This is a genomic window from Streptomyces axinellae (assembly GCF_039532135.1).
Lineage (GTDB): Bacteria > Actinomycetota > Actinomycetes > Streptomycetales > Streptomycetaceae > Streptomyces > Streptomyces axinellae.
Genome location: NZ_BAAARJ010000033.1, coordinates 1 through 17671 on the forward strand (window position 1 = coordinate 1; position 17671 = coordinate 17671).

Consider the following 17671-nt stretch of genomic DNA (forward strand, 5'->3'; position numbering starts at 1 on the left):
AGGGAGTGGTCCCCTTGAGCTGACCCTCACCCCCAGGAACACCACTGGCCACACACCTGGGTTTCTGATGGCCACCAGCCTGGACACTCAACGGCCACCTACCTGGGCATCTCAATGACCGTTGACAGAGAACACGGGGCATGGCCGTGAAACTGCGTGATCACCAGGTCGAGGCCGTTGCCGCCATCGTGCGCGGTCTCGATATCCCGCCGGGTGGTATTCCCTTCAACGGTCTGCGCGGGCAGGTGCACGCCGCGTGCGGCACGGGGAAGACGATCATTGCTGCGGCGTCGGCGAAGCGGATTGTGCCCCGCGGGCGGGTGCTGGTGCTCGTGCCGACGCTGGATCTGCTGGCGCAGACAGTCAAGGCGTGGCACGAGGTGGGGCATCGGGGGCCGGCGGTTGCTGTGTGCTCCCTCCAGGACGATCCGGAGCTGTGGAACCTGAAGGTGCGCTCCACCACCAACCCGGTGCAGCTGGCGCTGTGGCACGGGCAGGGACCGGTCACCATCTACGCGACGTACGCGTCGCTGGGTGTCCTGGCGGAGGCCTTCGAAGGTGTCTACGGCCAGCAGCTTGATCCAGTAGACCTGGCGGTCGTTGATGAGGCGCACCGGACTTCCGGGTCGATGGGTAAGGCGTGGGCGGACATCCACGACCAGGCCGTCATCCCGGCCTACCGACGGCTGTACCTGACGGCCACCCCGCGGATCTGGGAGGAGCGTCTCAGTCGGGAGGTTGCCGAGGGGGTGCGGGATCCGCTGCCGCGGGAGATGGCGGCTTCCATGGACGACGAGGAGGTCTTCGGGCCTGTCCTGTACAAGCTGTCACTCGCCTCGGCGGTCTCGCGGGGGTTGCTTGCGCGGTACCAGATCATCGTCCTCGAGCTCCAGGACCCCGCCCTCACCCCCGAGCGGCTCTACGGCGAGGACCGGTACACCGAGGAGGTCCGCGGGCAGCGGCTTGGGGCGCTCCAGGCCGCGCTCCTGCACACCATGGCGCAACACGGCCTCAGCACGTGCATCACCTTCCACCACCGGACCGTCGAGGCGCAGGCCTACGCCGAGGGCCTGGAGCGCGTTGCGGCGAAGCTCCACGCCAACGAGCCGGAGACGTACCCGGCGAAGATGTGGGCGGACTGGCTGTGCGGCGAGAACGCCCCCGAGCACCGGCGGGAAGTCCTGGGCTCGTTCGGTACTACGGCGCGGCGGGCAGTGCTTTCGAACTGCCGCGTCCTCGGGGAGGGCGTGGACATCCGCGCGGTGGACAGTGTGGCCCTGCTGGACCCCAAGGGTGCGCCGCACGACATCGTCCAGGCCATCGGCCGCGCGCTCCGGCAAAAGCCCGGACAGGGGAAACTCGCCTCATTGATCGTGCCGGTATTCCTCCAGCCGGGAGAAACACCAGAGGACATGTTCGGCTCGGGATCGTACCGTCCCTTGGTAAAAGTTCTTGAAGGGCTGCGGGCTCATGATGAAGAAGTCGTTGAACTGCTCGCTATCCCGCAGGAGCCTCGGAAGGACATGGCGCAGCCGTCCGTAAATATTGGCACGGAACCTGAGGAAGGCGAGGAAGAATCTCGTCTGCTGCTCCGTCTCGCGGCCCCACGTGACCCCGTGATGGTCGCCAACTGGGTCTCCTTCAACGTGATCGACACCGAGCGTCAGGACTGGGCGCGTGGCTGGGCGAAGCTCAAGGCGTATGTGGAGCGGGAGGGCCATGCCCGCGTGCCCTACGGGCATCGTGAGGAGGCGACACCCCTCGGGCAGTGGGTGGCAGAGCAGCGCAGGGCCTACGCGGCCGGGGAGATGAGCGGCCAACGCGCCCGGCGGCTCGAGCGGCTCGGCATGATCTGGTCCATGGCCGACGAGCGGTTCCAGGAGAACCTGGAAGCCGCAAAGGCCTACTACGAACAGCACTGGACACTGTGCGCGCCCCGCACCGCCACCATGCTCGACCGGCCCATCGGGCAATGGCTGTCCAACCTGCGCAGGCCCGGGGCGCTGGACGGGCACCCCGAGTGGAGGGCGGCACTGGAGGCCGTCGATGAGCACTGGGACCCGAAGTGGCCGGCGGACTGGCAACGCCACTACGCCGCGGTGCGGGAGATGCTCGCCGAAGAGAACGAGCTCGCGTACCTGGAGCCGGGCGTCACAGTCCATGGAATGGACGTCGGCCGGTGGCTCCACAAGCAACGCCAGCACACCGTCTGGCATGGGCTGAAGGACGAGCAGCGCCAACTCCTCGAGCAGCTCGGCATCACACCGCTCCCGCCGGAGCAGGAGACGCCCGCCAAGGCCCCCAAGACGGCCTCCGGCGCCTTCCAGCGTGGTGTTGCGGCCCTCACCCAGTACAAAACCCGCGAGGGCCACCTGACCGTGCCAAGAGGGCATGTAGAACGGCTCGAGGATGGCACGGAGGTCCGGCTTGGGGTGTTTCTGAGTAACAGCAAGAGCAGGCGCGCCAAGCTCACCCCCGACAAGCTCGCCGCCCTCGCCGAGTTGGGCTACAGCTGGGCTGCAGAACAGTCCGGGCGCTGAGATGTGCCGATGGACGGGCATGCCCATTACCGGATGGGCCGATAAGCCGTTTGGTTCTGTATGCAGGATGCCGGGTGGGACGGAGCGGGGACACGGCGGCTCGAAGTCGAGTCGGTGGATGTGCTGTTCCATGCTGCGGGCGGGGCTAGGGAGTGTTGGAGATGGTCGTCAGCCGCCGCCGAGGTGGTCTTCGAAAATTGTCCGCCGCTGAAGCCGTTCCCGGCCCGCAAAGGCAAGCGGCTGGCGCCGGGATGGTGGTGGTCGTCCACCACGGGGCGGCTGGTGCATTACGGATCCGCTGCGATGCGGCTGCACGTGATGCTCCTCGACCGCGACCCGCGCGTCAGCGGCATGGCCGCCCGGCCGCTTGAACTGCGGTGGCATGTGCCGAGCGGGGTGCGGGCGCATGCTCCTCAGTTGATGCTGCGGCTGGCCGATGGCCAGGGGGTGCTCGCCGACTGCACAGGGAGGGGAGAGCTGTCTCGGCGTCAGCGGTCTGTTGCTGCGGTGGTCGGAGAGATCTGTACGGCGGTGGGCTGGCGGTACTGGGTGCTCGGGCCTGTCGACCCGATCTACCGGCGCAATGTGACCTGGCTGGCCGGGTACCGGCACCCGCGGCATCACGGTGGTCAGTTGCTGGCTGCTGCGCTGCAGGAGGCGTTCGCCGAGCCCGCGCCGCTGTGGGAGGGCGTACGCGGGATCGGGGATCCGCTGATCGTGCTTCCCTCGCTGTTCCATGCCTTGTGGGCGGGATGGCTGACGGCGGACCTGGGGGTGGCGATGCATGAGCGGATGCCGGTGGGGGCGCAGGCGGCAGAGTGAGGGCGGGCAGCGGGATGCCGGGCAGGCCGGTGGTGGAGGTGGGGAGCCAGGTGCGGTTCGGGGGGCGTACCTGGACGGTGGCGGCCCTTGCTGACGGTCAGGTGCGGCTGGTCGCCGAGGGCGGTGAGGTAGCGGCGGTTTTGCTGGCGCTGCTGTTCGCCGATGCGGGGTTCGAAGTCCTGGATGCTCCGGGAGTCTCAAGGGTGCCGCCGCTGGGCTTGCTGGAGTCGTTGCCGGAGGCGGTGCGGGAGCGGGCGTTTGTCTGGGAGCGGCATGTGCGGGAGGTGGAGACAGGGCGGCCGGGCGGGCCCGATGCCGCAGGTTCGCCGCGGGCGGAGTACGACCCGCAGACGCGGACGCTAGCGCAGCGCGAGGAGGCGAAGGCGGCGGAGCTGTCCGCGGCCGGCATGCCCACCAGCGCGGTGACGGTGCGGCGGATGCGGGCCCGCTACCGGCAGGACGGGGTGTGGGGGCTGGTGGATCACCGGGCCACCCGGCTGCGGTCCGTCCTGGGGCGTGCGGACGAGCGGGTGGTGGCCGCCCTGCGGGAGGTGTTGGAGGCCGGGCGGGAGCGCTCCAGCGGGACGCTGGGGCGGCTTCGGGTGTACACCGAGCGGCTGCTGGCCGAGCAGTACGGAGACGGGGTGGTGCGCTTGCCGTCGAGTGCGACGTTCAACCGGCTCGTGCACGCCCTCGCCGACGGCCGCGGGCTGCTGGACAGTGCGCGGCAGCGCCGCTGGCGCTCAGCCCGGCCGGCTCCCCCGTTCGTGCCGACGACCGTGATGGCGCCGGGTGAGCTGGTGATGATGGACAGCACCGTGCTGGACGCCTTCGTGGTGCTCGATGACGGGGTGGTGGAGCGTCCGGAGCTGACCCTCGCGCTCGATGTGGCCACCCGCACCATCTGCGCGGCCGTGCTGCGTGCGAAAGGGACCCGCAGCGTGGACGCGGCGCAGCTGCTGGCTCAGATGATGGTCCCGGCGTCGATGCGGCCCGGCTGGGCCGAAGCGCTGGCGATGGAACACTCGGTGGTGCCCTACGAGCGGCTGCTGAGTGTGGATGCCCGGCTGGAAGGCGCCGCGGCGCAGCCGGTGATCACCCCGCGGACCATCGTGGTCGACCAGGGCAATGTGTTCGTCTCGTCCTCGTTCATCGCCGCCTGCGAGTCGCTGGGCATTTCCGTGCAGCCCACGCCGCCGGGCAACGGGCCCGCCAAGGGGCACGTGGAGCGCACCTTCTCCTCGATCAACACCCTGTTCGTGCAGCACGCGGCCGCCTACACAGGCTCACACACCGGCGAGCGCGGCAAGGACGCCGAAGGCGAGGCGGTGTGGACGCTGGCCCAGCTGGACGACCTGCTGCAGGAGTGGATCATCTGCGGGTGGCAGGAGCGCGAGCACGACGGGCTGCGGCACCCGATGATGCCCCGCTGTGCCCTGTCGCCGAACGAGATGTGGGCGGCGCTGGTCGCCGTGTGCGGGTACGTGCCGGTGCCGCTGGGGCGCGAGGACTACATCGAGCTGATGCCCCTCAAGCGGCAGAAGATCAACGACTACGGCATGCGCATCGACTACCGCGCCTACGACCACAAGGTCCTCAACCCCTACCGCGGCGAGCCCTCGCCGGCGGCGGACGGCCTGTGGGAGATCCACTACAACCCCCACGTGCCCGGCCAGGTCTGGGTACGCCTGCCGAAGCCTGACCAGCCACGCGGATACGGGTGGGAGGCCGTGCCGTGGGTCCACCACACCCTGATCAGCGCCCCGTTCACCGACTTCACGTGGCAGCACATCAAGCGCACCGTCGCCCGCCGTGCAGACCGCGCCCAGCACGAACACGACCTGGCGCTCGCCCTGCGCGAGCTGCTGGAGCGCGCCGCCGCCGGGCAGGGCACCCGCCGGGAGAAGGTCGTCGCTGCCCGCGCCCGCACCGCCGCAACCGAGGGTGCGGTGTGGGGGATCCTGTACGGCCAGCAGCCGGAGGCTGGGGTGCTCGAGCCTGCCGACGAGGACGTCTTCGACGACGGTGGGGACGACGAGGGGCCCCTGACCGACGACGCCGTGGGCACCTGGTCGGCTGAACACGCACAGCCGAGCGACTCCTCAGCGGCTCCAGTGCAGGAATCCGGCGTGCCTGTTCCGCGTCGGGCCAAGGTCACGGTCTACGACCCCTTTGAGGAATCCCTGCGATGGTGAGTCCGCTCTCGAACGACGCCGCGGGGTTCGCCCCGCTGGTCCCTCCGACCGTGTGGCAGGGGTGGGATGCCTTTGTCCACCGTCCCCCGGCACCCGTGCGCGACGCCGACGATCCCGCCTGGTCCCAGACGGGGCGCGAGGACTACCACTCCGAACTCGCCGTCATGTGCACCCCCGCCATGGACAGCGTGTTCACCGCCGTATGCCGGCTGCTGCTGGTAAACCGCCGCCAGCAGGCCGGTGCCCGGCGCGGTCTGATCATCTCCGGGCCAGCCACGACGGGTAAGACCACCACGATGATGGCGCTCGGGCGTTCCTTCCAGCTGGCCGACGCCCGCCAGCACCCAGGACAGGCCGAGCGCAGGCCTGTGCTGTTCATCAGCGTGCCGCCGGCCGCCACCCCGAAGATGCTCGTCAGCGAATTCGCCCGGTTCCTCGGCATGCCCGTCACCGACCGTCTCAACCAGACCCAGATCACCGGCGCCGTGTGCGACCTGCTGTGCGAACTGGGCACCCAACTGGTCCTCGTCGATGACGTCCACCTCCTGGACACCCAGCGGCGCGCCGGAGCGGAAACCTCCGACCAGCTCAAGTACCTCGTCGAACGCATCCCGGCCACCTTCGTCTACTCCGCCATCGACATCGAGACCTCCTCACTGCTCAGCGGGGTGCGCGGGGTGCAGATCGCCGGCCGCTTCAAGCTCTTCCGCCACCGGCCGCTGGCGTATGCGACCGAGCAGGACCGGGCGGTCTGGGACGACCTCGTGCGGGCCATGGAAGACCTGCTGCGGCTGCGCGCGCACCGGCCCGGGACCCTGGTCAAGCACGCCGCCTACCTCCATGCCCGCACCGCAGGGCGGATCGGCAGCCTCTCCTACCTCATCCGCGAAGCCGCCCTGATCGCCCTCACCGAAGGCACCGAGCGGATCACGAAGCAGCTGCTGAGCGAGGTCGAGCTCGACGCCGCCGCTGAAGCCCAGGCCCGGCCGGCCCGGCCCACACGGCGGAAGTAGGGGCATCCGGCATGGCACACCGGCGCAGCAATACCGCACCCGGCGGCGTGCCCGGGGATGGGCGTGCGGCACGCAGGGCGGCAGCGTCCGGCGCGGTCGTGCCTGCCATGGTCGGCGGCGCGGCAGGACGGGTGGCCCCGCAGCGGGGAGAGCTGACGCTGTCGTTCCTGACCAGACTCGCCGCCCGCTACCACCTCACCCTCCGCGACCTGCTCGCCGCCGTCACCGACCTCGGCGGCCTGCAGAACCTCACCGGCATGCTGTACCCGGACAGCGAGATCCGCCTCAACGCCCAGGCCCGTAACCGCGTTGCCACGCTGTGCCGCGTTCCACCGCGGGTGCTCGAGCGTGCCCTGCCCGCATGGAGGCGGGAAGAGCCCTGCGGCAAGTACGGGGCCGGCCCGGTCGGGCGGCTGATGCGCGGCGAGGAGGCCGTCGCCGCCTGGGGACCGGCCTGCCCCGCCTGCACCGCCGCCCGCACCGGACGCCGCGTACCCGCCCGGCGGTACCTGGCACCTGAGGAGCGGGGTCTGCGCGCGCCACCGGTACTGGCTGCTGTACCTGCCCCACACCAGCGGCCTGCCCGTGCCCCTCGGCCAGTGCCCGGAGGTGATCGACGCTCAGCGGTGGCATGTCCGGCTGCTGCGTCGCTCCCCCACCGGAGCGCGGGCCTTCCAGGTTGCCCGCGCCGTCACGAACTCCTGGTGGGACCAGCCTTGGCCGGTCGAGGAACGGGCGTGGCCGGCCCGCCTCAACGCCACGCGACCGGACGACGCCGATCCGGGCTGGTGGAAGGTGGCCGCCCGCGACCTGATCACCTATCCCGAAACCGTCGCCCTCGCACGCCTGCTGGCCTGCCACCCCCTGCAGCGACGCATCCTTACTGAATCGGGCGGGCATCTCCCCTACCGTCTCGGCGAGCTACCCGCCCTGCTGGCTGAACTCGCCGACCAGCTCCAGCGGCCCTGGCTCGCCCACCACCTCGCCGACGTCGCCCACGGACCGCTGTTCACCTGGGCCCACTCCTGCGTACGCACCCGAGCCGCCCCCACACCCGCGGCGCAGAAGACACTGTGGAGGGTGCACTCGGCACACCGGCCCCGCCCTCTCAGCGACCTTCTGCCCCCACCGCGATCAGCCGCCGACAGCGGCCAGCCGGAACCACGGCCGGTCAAACGGCTGCGCGGCCACAGCCTCCAAGCCGAACGTGCCTTCGAGAGAAGCCTTGCCCACGCCCGTGTCTACCACCAGCAGTACGGGCACCTGGCCGCCCCCAAGGAAGACGCTTTCGGGGAGTACCCGCTGGGCACGTGGCTGTCCAACCTGCGCACCCGCCACACCCGCATGCCCGCCGACCAAGCCGCCGCCCTCCACGCGCTGTACCCATGGTGGAACGCACCCTGGAGCACCCTGTGGCAGCGCACCTGACACCAAGCCCGCACCCACACCCAAACCCATGGCCCGCTCAAGCCGGCCCGCGGCTTTCCCTCCACCAGCTACAGCCTGGGCGAATGGCTGTATCTGCAGTGCACCCGCTACCCCGCACTTCACCCCGAACAGCAGCGGCTCCTGGCCGAGATCGGTATCGACGCCGCGACGGCAGCCGCTGCCCGGCCCAGACGACGCAACCTCAAGGCCGGAGCCGAAGAAGCCCTCGCCCACGCCCGCTCCTACGCCGCCGAACACGGCAGCCTGGCGTCCGTAACCTCCGCAACCGTCCACGAGGGTTTCCGCCTGGGACAGTGGCTCGCCAACCAACGCAACTACCAGCGCACCGGCAACCGGCCCCTGCCCGTCGGCCGCGCCCAAGACCTCAACGCCATCGACCCCTGGTGGTGTCCGCCTTGGAACCTGCGCTGGCAGCGCCACTCCTACCGCGCCCGCGACGCCGCAGACAGTCGCTTCCTCCGGGCCGAGAACGGCTTTGATGACCTCAACGACTCTGGGACCGCAGACTGGCTATGGCGCCAGTGCGCCACGTACGACGAGCTCCACCCCGAACAGCAGCAACTCCTGACCGACATCGGCATCGCTGCCGGCGTAGCCCGCGCGGCCCGGGAACACTCGCGCGCGACCTCGAAGACATCGGCTGTGGATCGGGGCTTGGACATGGAAGACACGGCGAGCCGCGTCAGAAGGCTTGCAGACCCTGCGGCTCTGACCGGTCGGCGTCACGCTCGGCGTGCCGTCGAGTTGAAGCGTCCCCGCGAGCCCCGCAGCCATCTGGGGCACCGCCCCGATCTGAGGCCGGGCTTCGAGGCGGCCCTGGCCCACGCCCGGGCCTGGCACGCTGAACACGGCCACCTCGCCGCCCCCCGCGACACCCTCTACAACGGCTTCCAGCTCGGCTGGTGGCTGTTCAGCCAACGCAACCGAGCCAAACAACGCGCCCGAGCAGGACAGTCGCCCTCACCCCACCTGACCGAGCTCACCGCGATCGGCCCCTGGTGGAACCCACCCTGGGATCTGCACTGGCAGCGCAACTACTACCGCGCCCGCGACCACATCAAAGCGGGCTGCCCCTTCGACCCCGCAGCCCGCATCCCCGCCCCAAGCACCGTCCTGGGCAGCTGGATCACCCGGGCATGCCTCCAGTACGACCAGCTCCACCCGGACCAGCAGCACCTGCTGAGCACGATCGGCATCACCGCTCAGACCGCCGGACGGTGGCCGCCCAGCCCCCGCCCCCGGCCCCATGCCGAAGCCCTCACTCACGCCCGTACCTGGGCTAGCGAACACGGCCATCTCTGTCCGCCGATCAAGACCGTCCACGACGGCTTCCCCCTCGGCGAATGGCTCAACCGACAGCGCGAACTCGCGAAGAAACGCAGCAGCCCCTCCCCCACCCAGCAAGCACTCGCCACGATCGACCCCTGGTGGAACCCGCCCTGGCCCATCCTGTGGCAACGCGCCTGCCACCACGCCCACACCCACCCCCGCCACCCGGCGGCCCGAAACTGGGTCCACAGCCAGCGCCGTGGCTGGCTACTCCTCCACCCCGACCAACAACACCTCCTGGTCAGCATCGGCATCGCCCCCGGCCTGATTCGCTAACGCCCGTACCCGAGCTGAGCCCTGTCCCGACAATGAGCAGATGGCCGACGTGCGCTTCTTCAACGACGAGCCCTTCCTCGACCACGAGGAAGGACCTGACCTGCTCGGACACGGACAGTACGCCCAACATGTCATCAACCTGATGGACCGGGTAAGGAACCAGACCGAAACCGGAGTCCTCGCGTTGATCGGCCCCTGGGGCTCGGGCAAGTCCAGCGTCCTGGGCAAGGTGACACGCCGCCTACGGGACGGCGCAGCCAGCGATGACGGCTGGCTGGTCGCGGAACTCAACCCGTGGCTGTACTCCGATCTGGAGTCGCTCACGCTGGCGCTGTTCAGCGAGATCCGCGAAGCCCTCCCAGATGACGGGCGGTGGTCCGAGGCGCGAGAGAAGATCGGCGGATTCGGCAAGGCCATCAGTCCTCTGGGGAAGGTCACTGCTCTCTTCGGCCTGGACTCCGAGGGGCTGATCCAGGAGGTCAGCAACCGCATCAGCGGCGACACGAGCGCATCCGCCGCCAAACACAAAGCCGAGGAAGCCCTGCGCAAAGCGGGCCACCCGGTCCTCGTCGTCATGGACGACTTGGACCGCCTCACCCCCGAGGAGCTCCTCGTCGTCTTCAAGCTGGTACGCCTGGTAGGGCATCTGCCCAATGTGTACTACCTGATCAGCTTCGACGAACGGACCCTTCTGGACGTCCTGCAACGCAGTGAGCTCGTCGGTAACAGCGAGCCGCGCGCACGCGACTTCTTGGAGAAGATCATCCAGGTCCGGCTGGATCTTCCCGCCTTCCGCGAGCGCGACGCCGACCTCCTGGTCGACCGCTCCCTCGCCGCAGTCCTCGCGTCGCACAGCCTGGTCTTGACGCCCGGCGAGCAGCAGCGGCTCTCCGAGGCCTACTACCGGCACCTGCAGGCCCGGCTGCGCACCCCGCGCGCCATCAAACGGTTCTTCGGTCAGGTGGACGCCACCCTCGGCCAGCTCACCGGCAACGTCGACATCGTCGACTTCCTGATCGTCACCTTCCTGCGCACCAGCGAGCCCCGTGCCTACCAGTTGCTGTGGCAGCACCGAGCCGAACTCACCGGCACCAGCATGAACCTGCCCTCGCGCCGCGACGAGCGGCCCGAACAGAGCATCGAGCGCTGGCGTGCCAGGCTGCAGGAGGCGGGCGTCGCCGAGCAGCACCTGGACGGCGTGATCGGCCTGATGGGGATGTTGTTCGCACCAGTCCGGCAGGCTCTCGGCCATGGCATCAACTTTCAGGTCATCGCGCGGCGGCGCGGCATCGGCAGCATCGACCACTTCGACCGGTACATGGTCTTCGGCGTCCCCGACGACGACCTTCCCGAGCACACTTTCGACACCGCCCTGCAGCAACTGGCCGACAACACCCCAGGCACCGAAGCAGACGAACTCCTCCTGCGCCTGCGCGACGACACCCAGCGCATCACCCGCCGCATCGGTTACAAACGCGACGCCGGTGCCCCCTGCCGGCGGCCGCGCTCCTCAAAGCCGCAGCCCCGCACTACGGCCACCTCACCGCCGCCCCTCAAGGGGCCCTCGGCCTGTTCACCGCGGACCGCGCCATGGACTTCCTCGCGAAAGACCTCCTGACCGACCTTGCCGATCCCGACCGGCCCGCAATCCTCAAGACCATGGCCGAGACCCCTGACGGAGCCGTCCTGGCTGCTCGCACCCTCCAACGCGTCACCAGCCGCAACGACTCCGACACCCCGGACCGCCCACAGGCAGCAGCCGCCCTCGACTGGGTAGGTGAGGCCCGCTCACTGATCAGCCACGAGATCGCCCGGCACCTCACCCCCGCCGCGAGCCGGCCCGTACACGGACTCACCGAACGGGAGATCACCCTCATCCGGGCGTGGCGTCACACCGACTCCGAGATCTGCCGGACCTGGATCAACCAACGTTTCGACCAGGGGTGGAACTCGCTTGACCTCCTCGCCACGCTCCTACCGCCCGACCGGGCCCCGCTTCCGGTCATCGACGACGCCACCCTGCAAAGCCTCGACGCGCTCATCGGCCTCGAAGCGCTGTACAGCCGCCTCGGCCCACTCCTCGACACCCCCGCGGCCGACCCCGACACCTCCCCGGAAGAACACCGGGCCCGCATCCTCCAAGCACTGCGCGAACACCGCGGCAACACCCCTGTCAGCGGCTGACCACCCCCTGCCCCATCCCTCCGGACAAGACGGAGCAGCAAGCCGTGACAAACAGACCGTTCGCCCTCGCACCCGAGCAATGGCAGCGCCTCGTCTCCGCCCGCCAGACCTACACCGACACCGTCAGCCCGTACTACGACGAAACGCTGCAACAGGTGACCCAACGCGCACGCGACAGCGGGAACATCGGCAAAGCCGACATCGGAGCACTGCTGATGTGGAAACGGCTCAGAGCCGATACACCCTGGGCCGCCGACCTCCTGGCACTCGCCGACGCCGACGTACGCCGCGCAACCGCCGCGGCCACGACCGCCGCCCGGGACACCACTCTCAGCCGCAGCTCGGCAGCACAAGCCGGCCGAGCAGCCCTGGCCTCACTACCCGGCTTCCGCACGGGTGACGCCCTCGCCTCCGCCGTCCTCACAGCAGCCGCACCAGACCGCATGGCCGTCTACGACCGCCGAGCCCACAGCGGACTACGGACCCTCGGCATCACCCTCAGCCACGCACCCGGCCGGTACAGCCGCTACATAGAAACGATCGATCAGCTCCTGGCCGACGCCCCAGCCCCGATCCGCAACTGGACCGCCCGCGACATCGACACCGCCCTGTACTGGATCAACCACCCCACCAACAACACAACCAGCGCATACCAACACTCAACGAACCTGATCACCACGCGGAGAAACTGACCACAGCTGACCAACACTCACTCCACCTGACAAAGCGCCAGCTCAGCACACAGCCCAAGCCCCCATTCCCTCCGTCGCCGAGCCACAGCAACCGGGGCTTGAAGCGCTACCACCACCAGGCAGCAAACTGATCAACCCAGGCCAACCCACGACCTACTGATCAGAAAAACCGCCCCTGGACATCCGACGCGGCCTACGCCACATCCAGCACCACCGGGACCTCATCGACGGCTGCCTCACCGACACCGGCCTGACCATCAACCCCTGAACCCAGGCGACACCACGAGTTCAACCTCAGTAGACGCCATCGCCGACTGCAAGCTGCTGCTTGCAAAGCTCGAACGAATGGCCCAGGCGATGTCTGCACCTCGCTGGTGAACGGCACCACCGGGTAGCCGCCGCCCCGTCCGATTCGCGTGCGCGAGGCGGCGCCTACGGTCTCGGTCGGTGCTCCCGGCCTCGGGCGTCGCTCCTGGCGGGACATCCACGGCTGGGCTCATCCGCCTCTACCGCCCGGCGGAGACGGGAGTCACGCCTTGTGGTCATGTGTAGTGATGTTTGCAGCGGCTCCGGTCCAGGTACCGGTAGCGCGTCCTTACGCCGGCGCACGTCGGTGTCCCTCGGTGAGCGGAGTGCTGCGATGACCGGTCCCGATCCCGGAGCCCGGCCTGAGAACAAGCCTGAGCACGAGCAGCCCGGGCCCGAACAGCCTCCGGGGCACGGACGGCGCGGACCCGGCGAGCAGGCTGTGCCCGAGCGGGGGCCCGTGGCCGAGCCCGGCCTCGGCAAGCCCCAGCCGGAGACCGAGCGCCAGCCCGAGAACGAACGCCGGACGCGGCCCGAGCACGGCCGGGCCGACAGGGAACCCGAGCAGCAGGAACGCGAGCCCGCGGCGTCCGGGTTCGAGCGGGAGAAGACGTCGGGGCGACGGCCCGAAGGGCCACCGCATGCGCGCGAAAGGACTCTCGGCCAGACGCTCAAGCGCACCCTGACCGAGTTCAAGGAGGACAACCTCTCCGACTCGGCCGCCGCCCTCACCTACTACTCGGTGCTGTCGATCTTCCCTGCGCTGATCGCGCTGATCTCGCTCGTCAGCCTGATGATGAGCCCGAAAAAGATCACCAGCACCCTGAACGACCTGGTCAGTTCGATCGGTCCGGCGTCCGCGGTCGACACCTTCAAGAAACCGATCGCGTCCATGGCTGCCAGCTCCGGCACCTCCACCGTGCTGCTGATCGTCGGCGCCCTGGGGGCGCTGTGGACGGCCTCGGGGTACGTCGGGGCCTTCATCCGCGCCTCGAACGTGATCTACGAGGTGGAGGAGGGCCGTCCCTTCTTCAAGCTGCGTCCGGTACAACTCCTGGTGACACTGATCGCGGTGCTGCTGCAGGCGGCTGTGCTGGTCGCGTTGGTGATCAGCGGGCCGCTGGCGAAGAAGCTCGGGAACGCGCTGGGCGCCGGGAACGCGGCGGTGACCGCGTGGAACTTCGCCAAGTGGCCGGTGATGGTGCTGGTCGTCCTACTGATCATCGCGGTGCTGTACTACGCCTCGCCCAACGCGCGGCTGCGCGGTTTCGGATCTGTGCTGCCCGGTGCCGTACTGGCGTTGGTGGTCTGGGTGGTCGCCTCGATGGGTTTCGCGTTCTACGTGGCGAACTTCGGGTCGTACAACAAGACCTACGGGACGCTGGGCGGGGTCGTGGCCTTCCTGGTGTGGCTGTGGCTCACCAACCTGGCCATCGAGCTGGGTGCCGAGTTCAACGCCGAGCGGGAGCGCGGACGGCAACTGGGCGCGGGGGTGCCCGGCGCCGAGCGGGAGATCCAGTTGGAGGAGCGCTCGAAGACCAAGCGGAAGAAGCGCTCCCGGACGGCCTGACGGCGGAAGCGCGCTGCTGCTGGTCTCGGAAGACGGTCGAGATCATCTCATTACGCCTTTGACCCGTATCTCGGTCGTCCTTCTCATAAATGAACGTTTATGAGAGAGCCCGAGTCAGAGCGGTGATCTTCAGCAATCAAGCGCCCGGCTGCCGGTCGACAACCGGAAGCAGCCTGCTGAAGGTGTTTCGCGTGGCCACCGGGCGGCCGCAAGAGGGTCCCGGGGGGGCGTCAGCCCGAGGCGCCGCTGCGCCGGGCGTAGGCGCGGGCGGCACGGACGCGGTCGCCGCAGCGTGTGGAGCACCAGTGGCGCCGGCCGTGGGTGCGCAGGAGGAACCGGTCGCAGGGGGCTGAGCCGCAGGCGGCGAGGATGCCGGCGTCGGGGCCGGTAAGCAGGTCGGCGGCGTCGGCGGCGAGGGTCGCCAGTGCGTGGTTGACGGCCTGGTCGGTGGGGTGCGCCTGGATGCGGCGCAGTCCCTGGGCCCCGTCCCAGGCGAGGAGGGGGGCGGTGGGCACGGCCGTGAGGGCCTCGTTCACCGCGCGCAGGGATTCCTCGGGCGGCGTGGTGGCGGTGACCCGGGCGGCGAACAGGGCGCGGATGTGTCCGCGCAGGGTGCGCATCCGCTGTGCGCACACCTCGTACAGCTGTACATCCGGGGTGGTCAGGTCGTGGACGGCGAGCCAGCGCATGGCGGATTCCGGGGCGGCGAGCAGGTCGTAGCTCTGGCCGGCGGGCAGGGTGGCGGCGGTGTCGGCGAAGTCCAGGGAGCGGTACCGGTCGGCACCCGGTGCCGGAGGCAGAACGGTCGGTGCCACGTCGGTGGCCAGGGTGTCGTCCATGCCTCTCATGGTACCGATTGCATTTTTCCGTGACACCTGCCTAGCCTTGAATCACGTTAAACGCAGGATTTTTTCATGAGAAACGGAGATGTGATGTCCCAGTCCAACGCCAACCAGTTCCCGGTCCGCACGTTCGGCGGTCCGACCGCCCTGTTCGAGTACGGCGGCCTGCGCTTCCTGACCGACCCGACCTTCGACGGCCCCGGCGACTACGCCTCGCCCGGCCCGACCCTGACCAAGACCGCTCCCTCCACCGCTACCCCTGCCGACCTCGGCCCCATCGACGTGGTCCTGCTCTCCCACGACGAGCACGCCGACAACCTCGACACCTCCGGCCGCGCCCTGCTCGCCGACGTCCCCCTCACCCTGACCACCCCCGGCGGCGGCGAGCGCCTCGGGGTGAAGGCCAAGGGCCTGGCCGACTGGGAGACGGTCGAGCTGGAGCGCCCGGGCGGCGGCACCATCACGGTGACCGGGGTCCCTGCCATCCACGGCCCCGGACCGCGCGAGGAGGTCGAGCCGTTCGCCGGCCAGGTCGTCGGCTTCGTCCTGACGGGCGAGGGCCTGCCGACGGTCTACGTCAGCGGCGACAACGCCTCGCTCGACGCGGTCAGGGAGATCGCCGAGCGCTTCGCCCCGATCGACACCGCCCTCCTGTTCGCCGGCGCGCCCCGCTTCCCCATGCTCTTCGACGGTGGGCTGATCGTCCTGGACAGCGCCCAGGCCGCCGAGGCCACCCGGATTCTTGACGCGCGCCGCGTCGTCCCGCTCCACCACGACAGCTGGGCCCACTTCACCGAGGGCCGCGACGAGTTGGAGGCAGCCTTCGCCGCCGCGGGCCTGACCGACCGCCTGGACCAGGACTGGGCGCAGCGCGCCTGAGCCCGGACCGCCACTCAGGAACCGAGTCGGGGCTCCCCACACGTCGAGCCCCGCCCCTGGGAGCAACCCCTCGCGGCGTTCCCTTCGCCGTGCCAGAGCGACAAAGAAGGACCCGATCACATGTCCACCGCAACGAACGCCGACCTCGTGCACCGCTTCTACCAGGCCCTCAGCAGGGCGACTACGACATGCTCACCGGCATGTTCCACCCGGACTTCGTCCTCTACCCCCAGATCGACAACCCTCGACCCGGCGCCGCAGGGTTCATCGACGCGGAGAAGAAGCACGACGACGCCTTCCCCGGCATCCGCCTGACGGTCCTCGACACCGTCGCCGAAGCCGACAAGGTCGGCGCCTACGTCGTGGTCGAAGGAGACCAGGGCGGCGACTACTACGGCATCCCCCCACGCGGAGCGCACATGCGCTTTTCCATGTTCAACCTGTTCACGTTCAAGGACGGGAAGATCATCGAGAAGCGGGCCCACTACAACCGGGCCGACATCATGGACCAGCTCACGGCCGGCTCCGCCGCCTGACGACACTGGCCTCGACAGGGCCACACCCTGCACCTCTCCACCGCCGCCCACCGACGGCACCCGCCTGGAGCGAAACGCTCCCACCCAGACAACGAGCCGGGCCCCGGCGGGAGACGCCAAGAGCTCCGCTACTCCTCGTCGTCCTCATCTAGGGCGTTTCGTTTGGATCATTGGGGCGTTGGTCTGGCTGTGCCGTTGACTGATGCCCAACGGGCGCGGATCGAGCCTTTGTTGCCGGACCGGACGCCGAAGCGGGGTGGCCGGTGGCGGGATCACCGTGAAGTGATCGACGCGATCGCCTTCAAGTTCCAGACCGGAACGCAGTGGGTGCACCTGCCGGAGAAATACGGCAACTGGCGGGGCGTCTACAACCGCCTGCGCATGTGGGCCGTTGACGGCACGTGGGAGCGGGTGTTCACCGCGCTGGTCGCACAGGCCGACGCGGAGGAGGACCTGCACTGGGCGGTCTCGGTGGACTCCACGATCGTGCGCGCTCACCAGCACGCGGCCGGGGCCCGGCAAAAGGGGCTCCGGCCCGCGAGCCGCACGATCATGCCTTTGGGCGGTCCCGCGGCGGGCTGACCTGCAAGGTCCATCTCGCCGCGGACGGCCGCTGGCCTTCCACCTCACCGCCGGACAGGCCGGGGACGCGCCCGCCTTCGAGACGGTGATGGCACGACTTCGCGTTCCCCGCCCCCGCGGTCGCCCCCGCACCCGGCCGGATACGGTCCTGGCGGACAATGCCTACTCCTCCCGAGCCAACCGCGCCCACCTGCGCAAGCGCGGCATCCGCACGGTCATCCCCGTCCCCGCCGACCAGCGGGCCCATCGCCGACGCCGGGGCCGACGCGGCGGCAGACCACCGGCCTTCGACCGGGAGGCCTACAGGCAGCGCAACACCGTCGAGCGGTGCATCAACCGCCTCAAGCAGTGGCGGGGCCTCGCCACCCGCTACGAGAAAACCGCCACCATCTACCTCGCCGGACTCCACATCGCCGGGATCTTCCTGTGGTCCGCCCGATGATCCAAACGAAACAC

At 69.5% G+C, this 17671-nt stretch carries 13 protein-coding genes and 3 pseudogenes; 15 read left to right on the forward strand and 1 reads right to left on the reverse strand.

Annotated elements, in window-relative coordinates; genetic code table 11:
* Window positions 1-140 precede the first annotated feature (140 nt).
* The 12 genes and pseudogenes from ABD339_RS31610 (at window position 141) to ABD339_RS31665 (ending at window position 14376) form a co-directional block, all read left to right on the forward strand.
* Window positions 141-2540 carry a DEAD/DEAH box helicase gene (locus ABD339_RS31610; protein ID WP_344570607.1) on the forward strand — a complete coding sequence of 800 codons (2400 nt, stop codon included), beginning with the start codon at window positions 141-143 and terminating at the stop codon, window positions 2538-2540.
* 183 nt (window positions 2541-2723) lie between these two features.
* On the forward strand, window positions 2724-3362 hold the full coding sequence (locus ABD339_RS31615) for a TnsA-like heteromeric transposase endonuclease subunit (protein WP_425576159.1): 639 nt from the start codon (window positions 2724-2726) through the stop codon (window positions 3360-3362).
* A gap of 14 nt (window positions 3363-3376) precedes the next feature.
* Window positions 3377-5557 carry a transposase gene (locus tag ABD339_RS31620; RefSeq protein WP_344570608.1) on the forward strand — a complete coding sequence of 727 codons (2181 nt, stop codon included), beginning with the start codon at window positions 3377-3379 and terminating at the stop codon, window positions 5555-5557.
* Window positions 5551-6570, forward strand: a complete 1020-nt coding sequence (locus ABD339_RS31625; protein ID WP_344570609.1) for a TniB family NTP-binding protein — start codon at window positions 5551-5553, stop codon at window positions 6568-6570. Before ABD339_RS31620 ends, ABD339_RS31625 begins: the two co-directional genes overlap by 7 nt.
* 585 nt (window positions 6571-7155) lie before the next feature.
* Complete coding sequence (locus ABD339_RS31635) at window positions 7156-7998, forward strand: helicase associated domain-containing protein (protein WP_344570610.1); 843 nt, start codon at window positions 7156-7158, stop codon at window positions 7996-7998.
* A gap of 264 nt (window positions 7999-8262) precedes the next feature.
* A pseudogene (locus tag ABD339_RS31640) lies at window positions 8263-8337 on the forward strand (hypothetical protein); the annotation flags it as partial.
* A gap of 426 nt (window positions 8338-8763) precedes the next feature.
* A complete protein-coding gene (locus tag ABD339_RS31645; RefSeq protein ID WP_344570611.1) occupies window positions 8764-9624 on the forward strand; it encodes a helicase associated domain-containing protein in 861 nt (286 codons plus the stop codon).
* Window positions 9625-9664: 40 nt separating this feature from the next.
* Window positions 9665-11242, forward strand: coding sequence for a KAP family P-loop NTPase fold protein (locus ABD339_RS31650; protein WP_344570612.1), 1578 nt, complete (start codon window positions 9665-9667; stop codon window positions 11240-11242).
* Entirely contained in the window at window positions 11215-11808 is a 594-nt protein-coding gene (locus ABD339_RS31655) for a hypothetical protein (protein WP_344570613.1), read from the forward strand. Before ABD339_RS31650 ends, ABD339_RS31655 begins: the two co-directional genes overlap by 28 nt.
* Before the next feature lie 44 nt (window positions 11809-11852).
* Entirely contained in the window at window positions 11853-12500 is a 648-nt protein-coding gene (locus ABD339_RS31660) for a hypothetical protein (RefSeq protein ID WP_344570614.1), read from the forward strand.
* Window positions 12501-12681: 181 nt separating this feature from the next.
* Window positions 12682-12768, forward strand: a pseudogene (locus ABD339_RS33940) (transposase); the annotation flags it as partial.
* Between the two features lie 372 nt (window positions 12769-13140).
* Window positions 13141-14376 carry a YihY/virulence factor BrkB family protein gene (locus ABD339_RS31665; RefSeq protein WP_344570615.1) on the forward strand — a complete coding sequence of 412 codons (1236 nt, stop codon included), beginning with the start codon at window positions 13141-13143 and terminating at the stop codon, window positions 14374-14376.
* A 230-nt stretch (window positions 14377-14606) separates the two neighbouring features.
* On the opposite strand, the gene ABD339_RS31670 is transcribed toward ABD339_RS31665, so the two are convergent.
* Entirely contained in the window at window positions 14607-15224 is a 618-nt protein-coding gene (locus ABD339_RS31670; RefSeq protein WP_425576160.1) for an ABATE domain-containing protein, read from the reverse strand.
* A gap of 66 nt (window positions 15225-15290) precedes the next feature.
* Between ABD339_RS31670 and ABD339_RS31675 the strand changes: the two genes are divergently transcribed.
* The 3 genes and pseudogenes from ABD339_RS31675 to ABD339_RS31685 all read left to right on the forward strand — a co-directional run bounded on the left by ABD339_RS31675 (window position 15291) and on the right by ABD339_RS31685 (window position 17657).
* Window positions 15291-16097, forward strand: a complete 807-nt coding sequence (locus ABD339_RS31675; protein WP_344570617.1) for an MBL fold metallo-hydrolase — start codon at window positions 15291-15293, stop codon at window positions 16095-16097.
* Window positions 16098-16186: 89 nt separating this feature from the next.
* Complete coding sequence (locus tag ABD339_RS31680; RefSeq protein ID WP_344570618.1) at window positions 16187-16633, forward strand: ester cyclase; 447 nt, start codon at window positions 16187-16189, stop codon at window positions 16631-16633.
* Window positions 16634-16816: 183 nt separating this feature from the next.
* Window positions 16817-17657, forward strand: a pseudogene (locus tag ABD339_RS31685) (IS5 family transposase).
* Window positions 17658-17671: the final 14 nt, after the last annotated feature.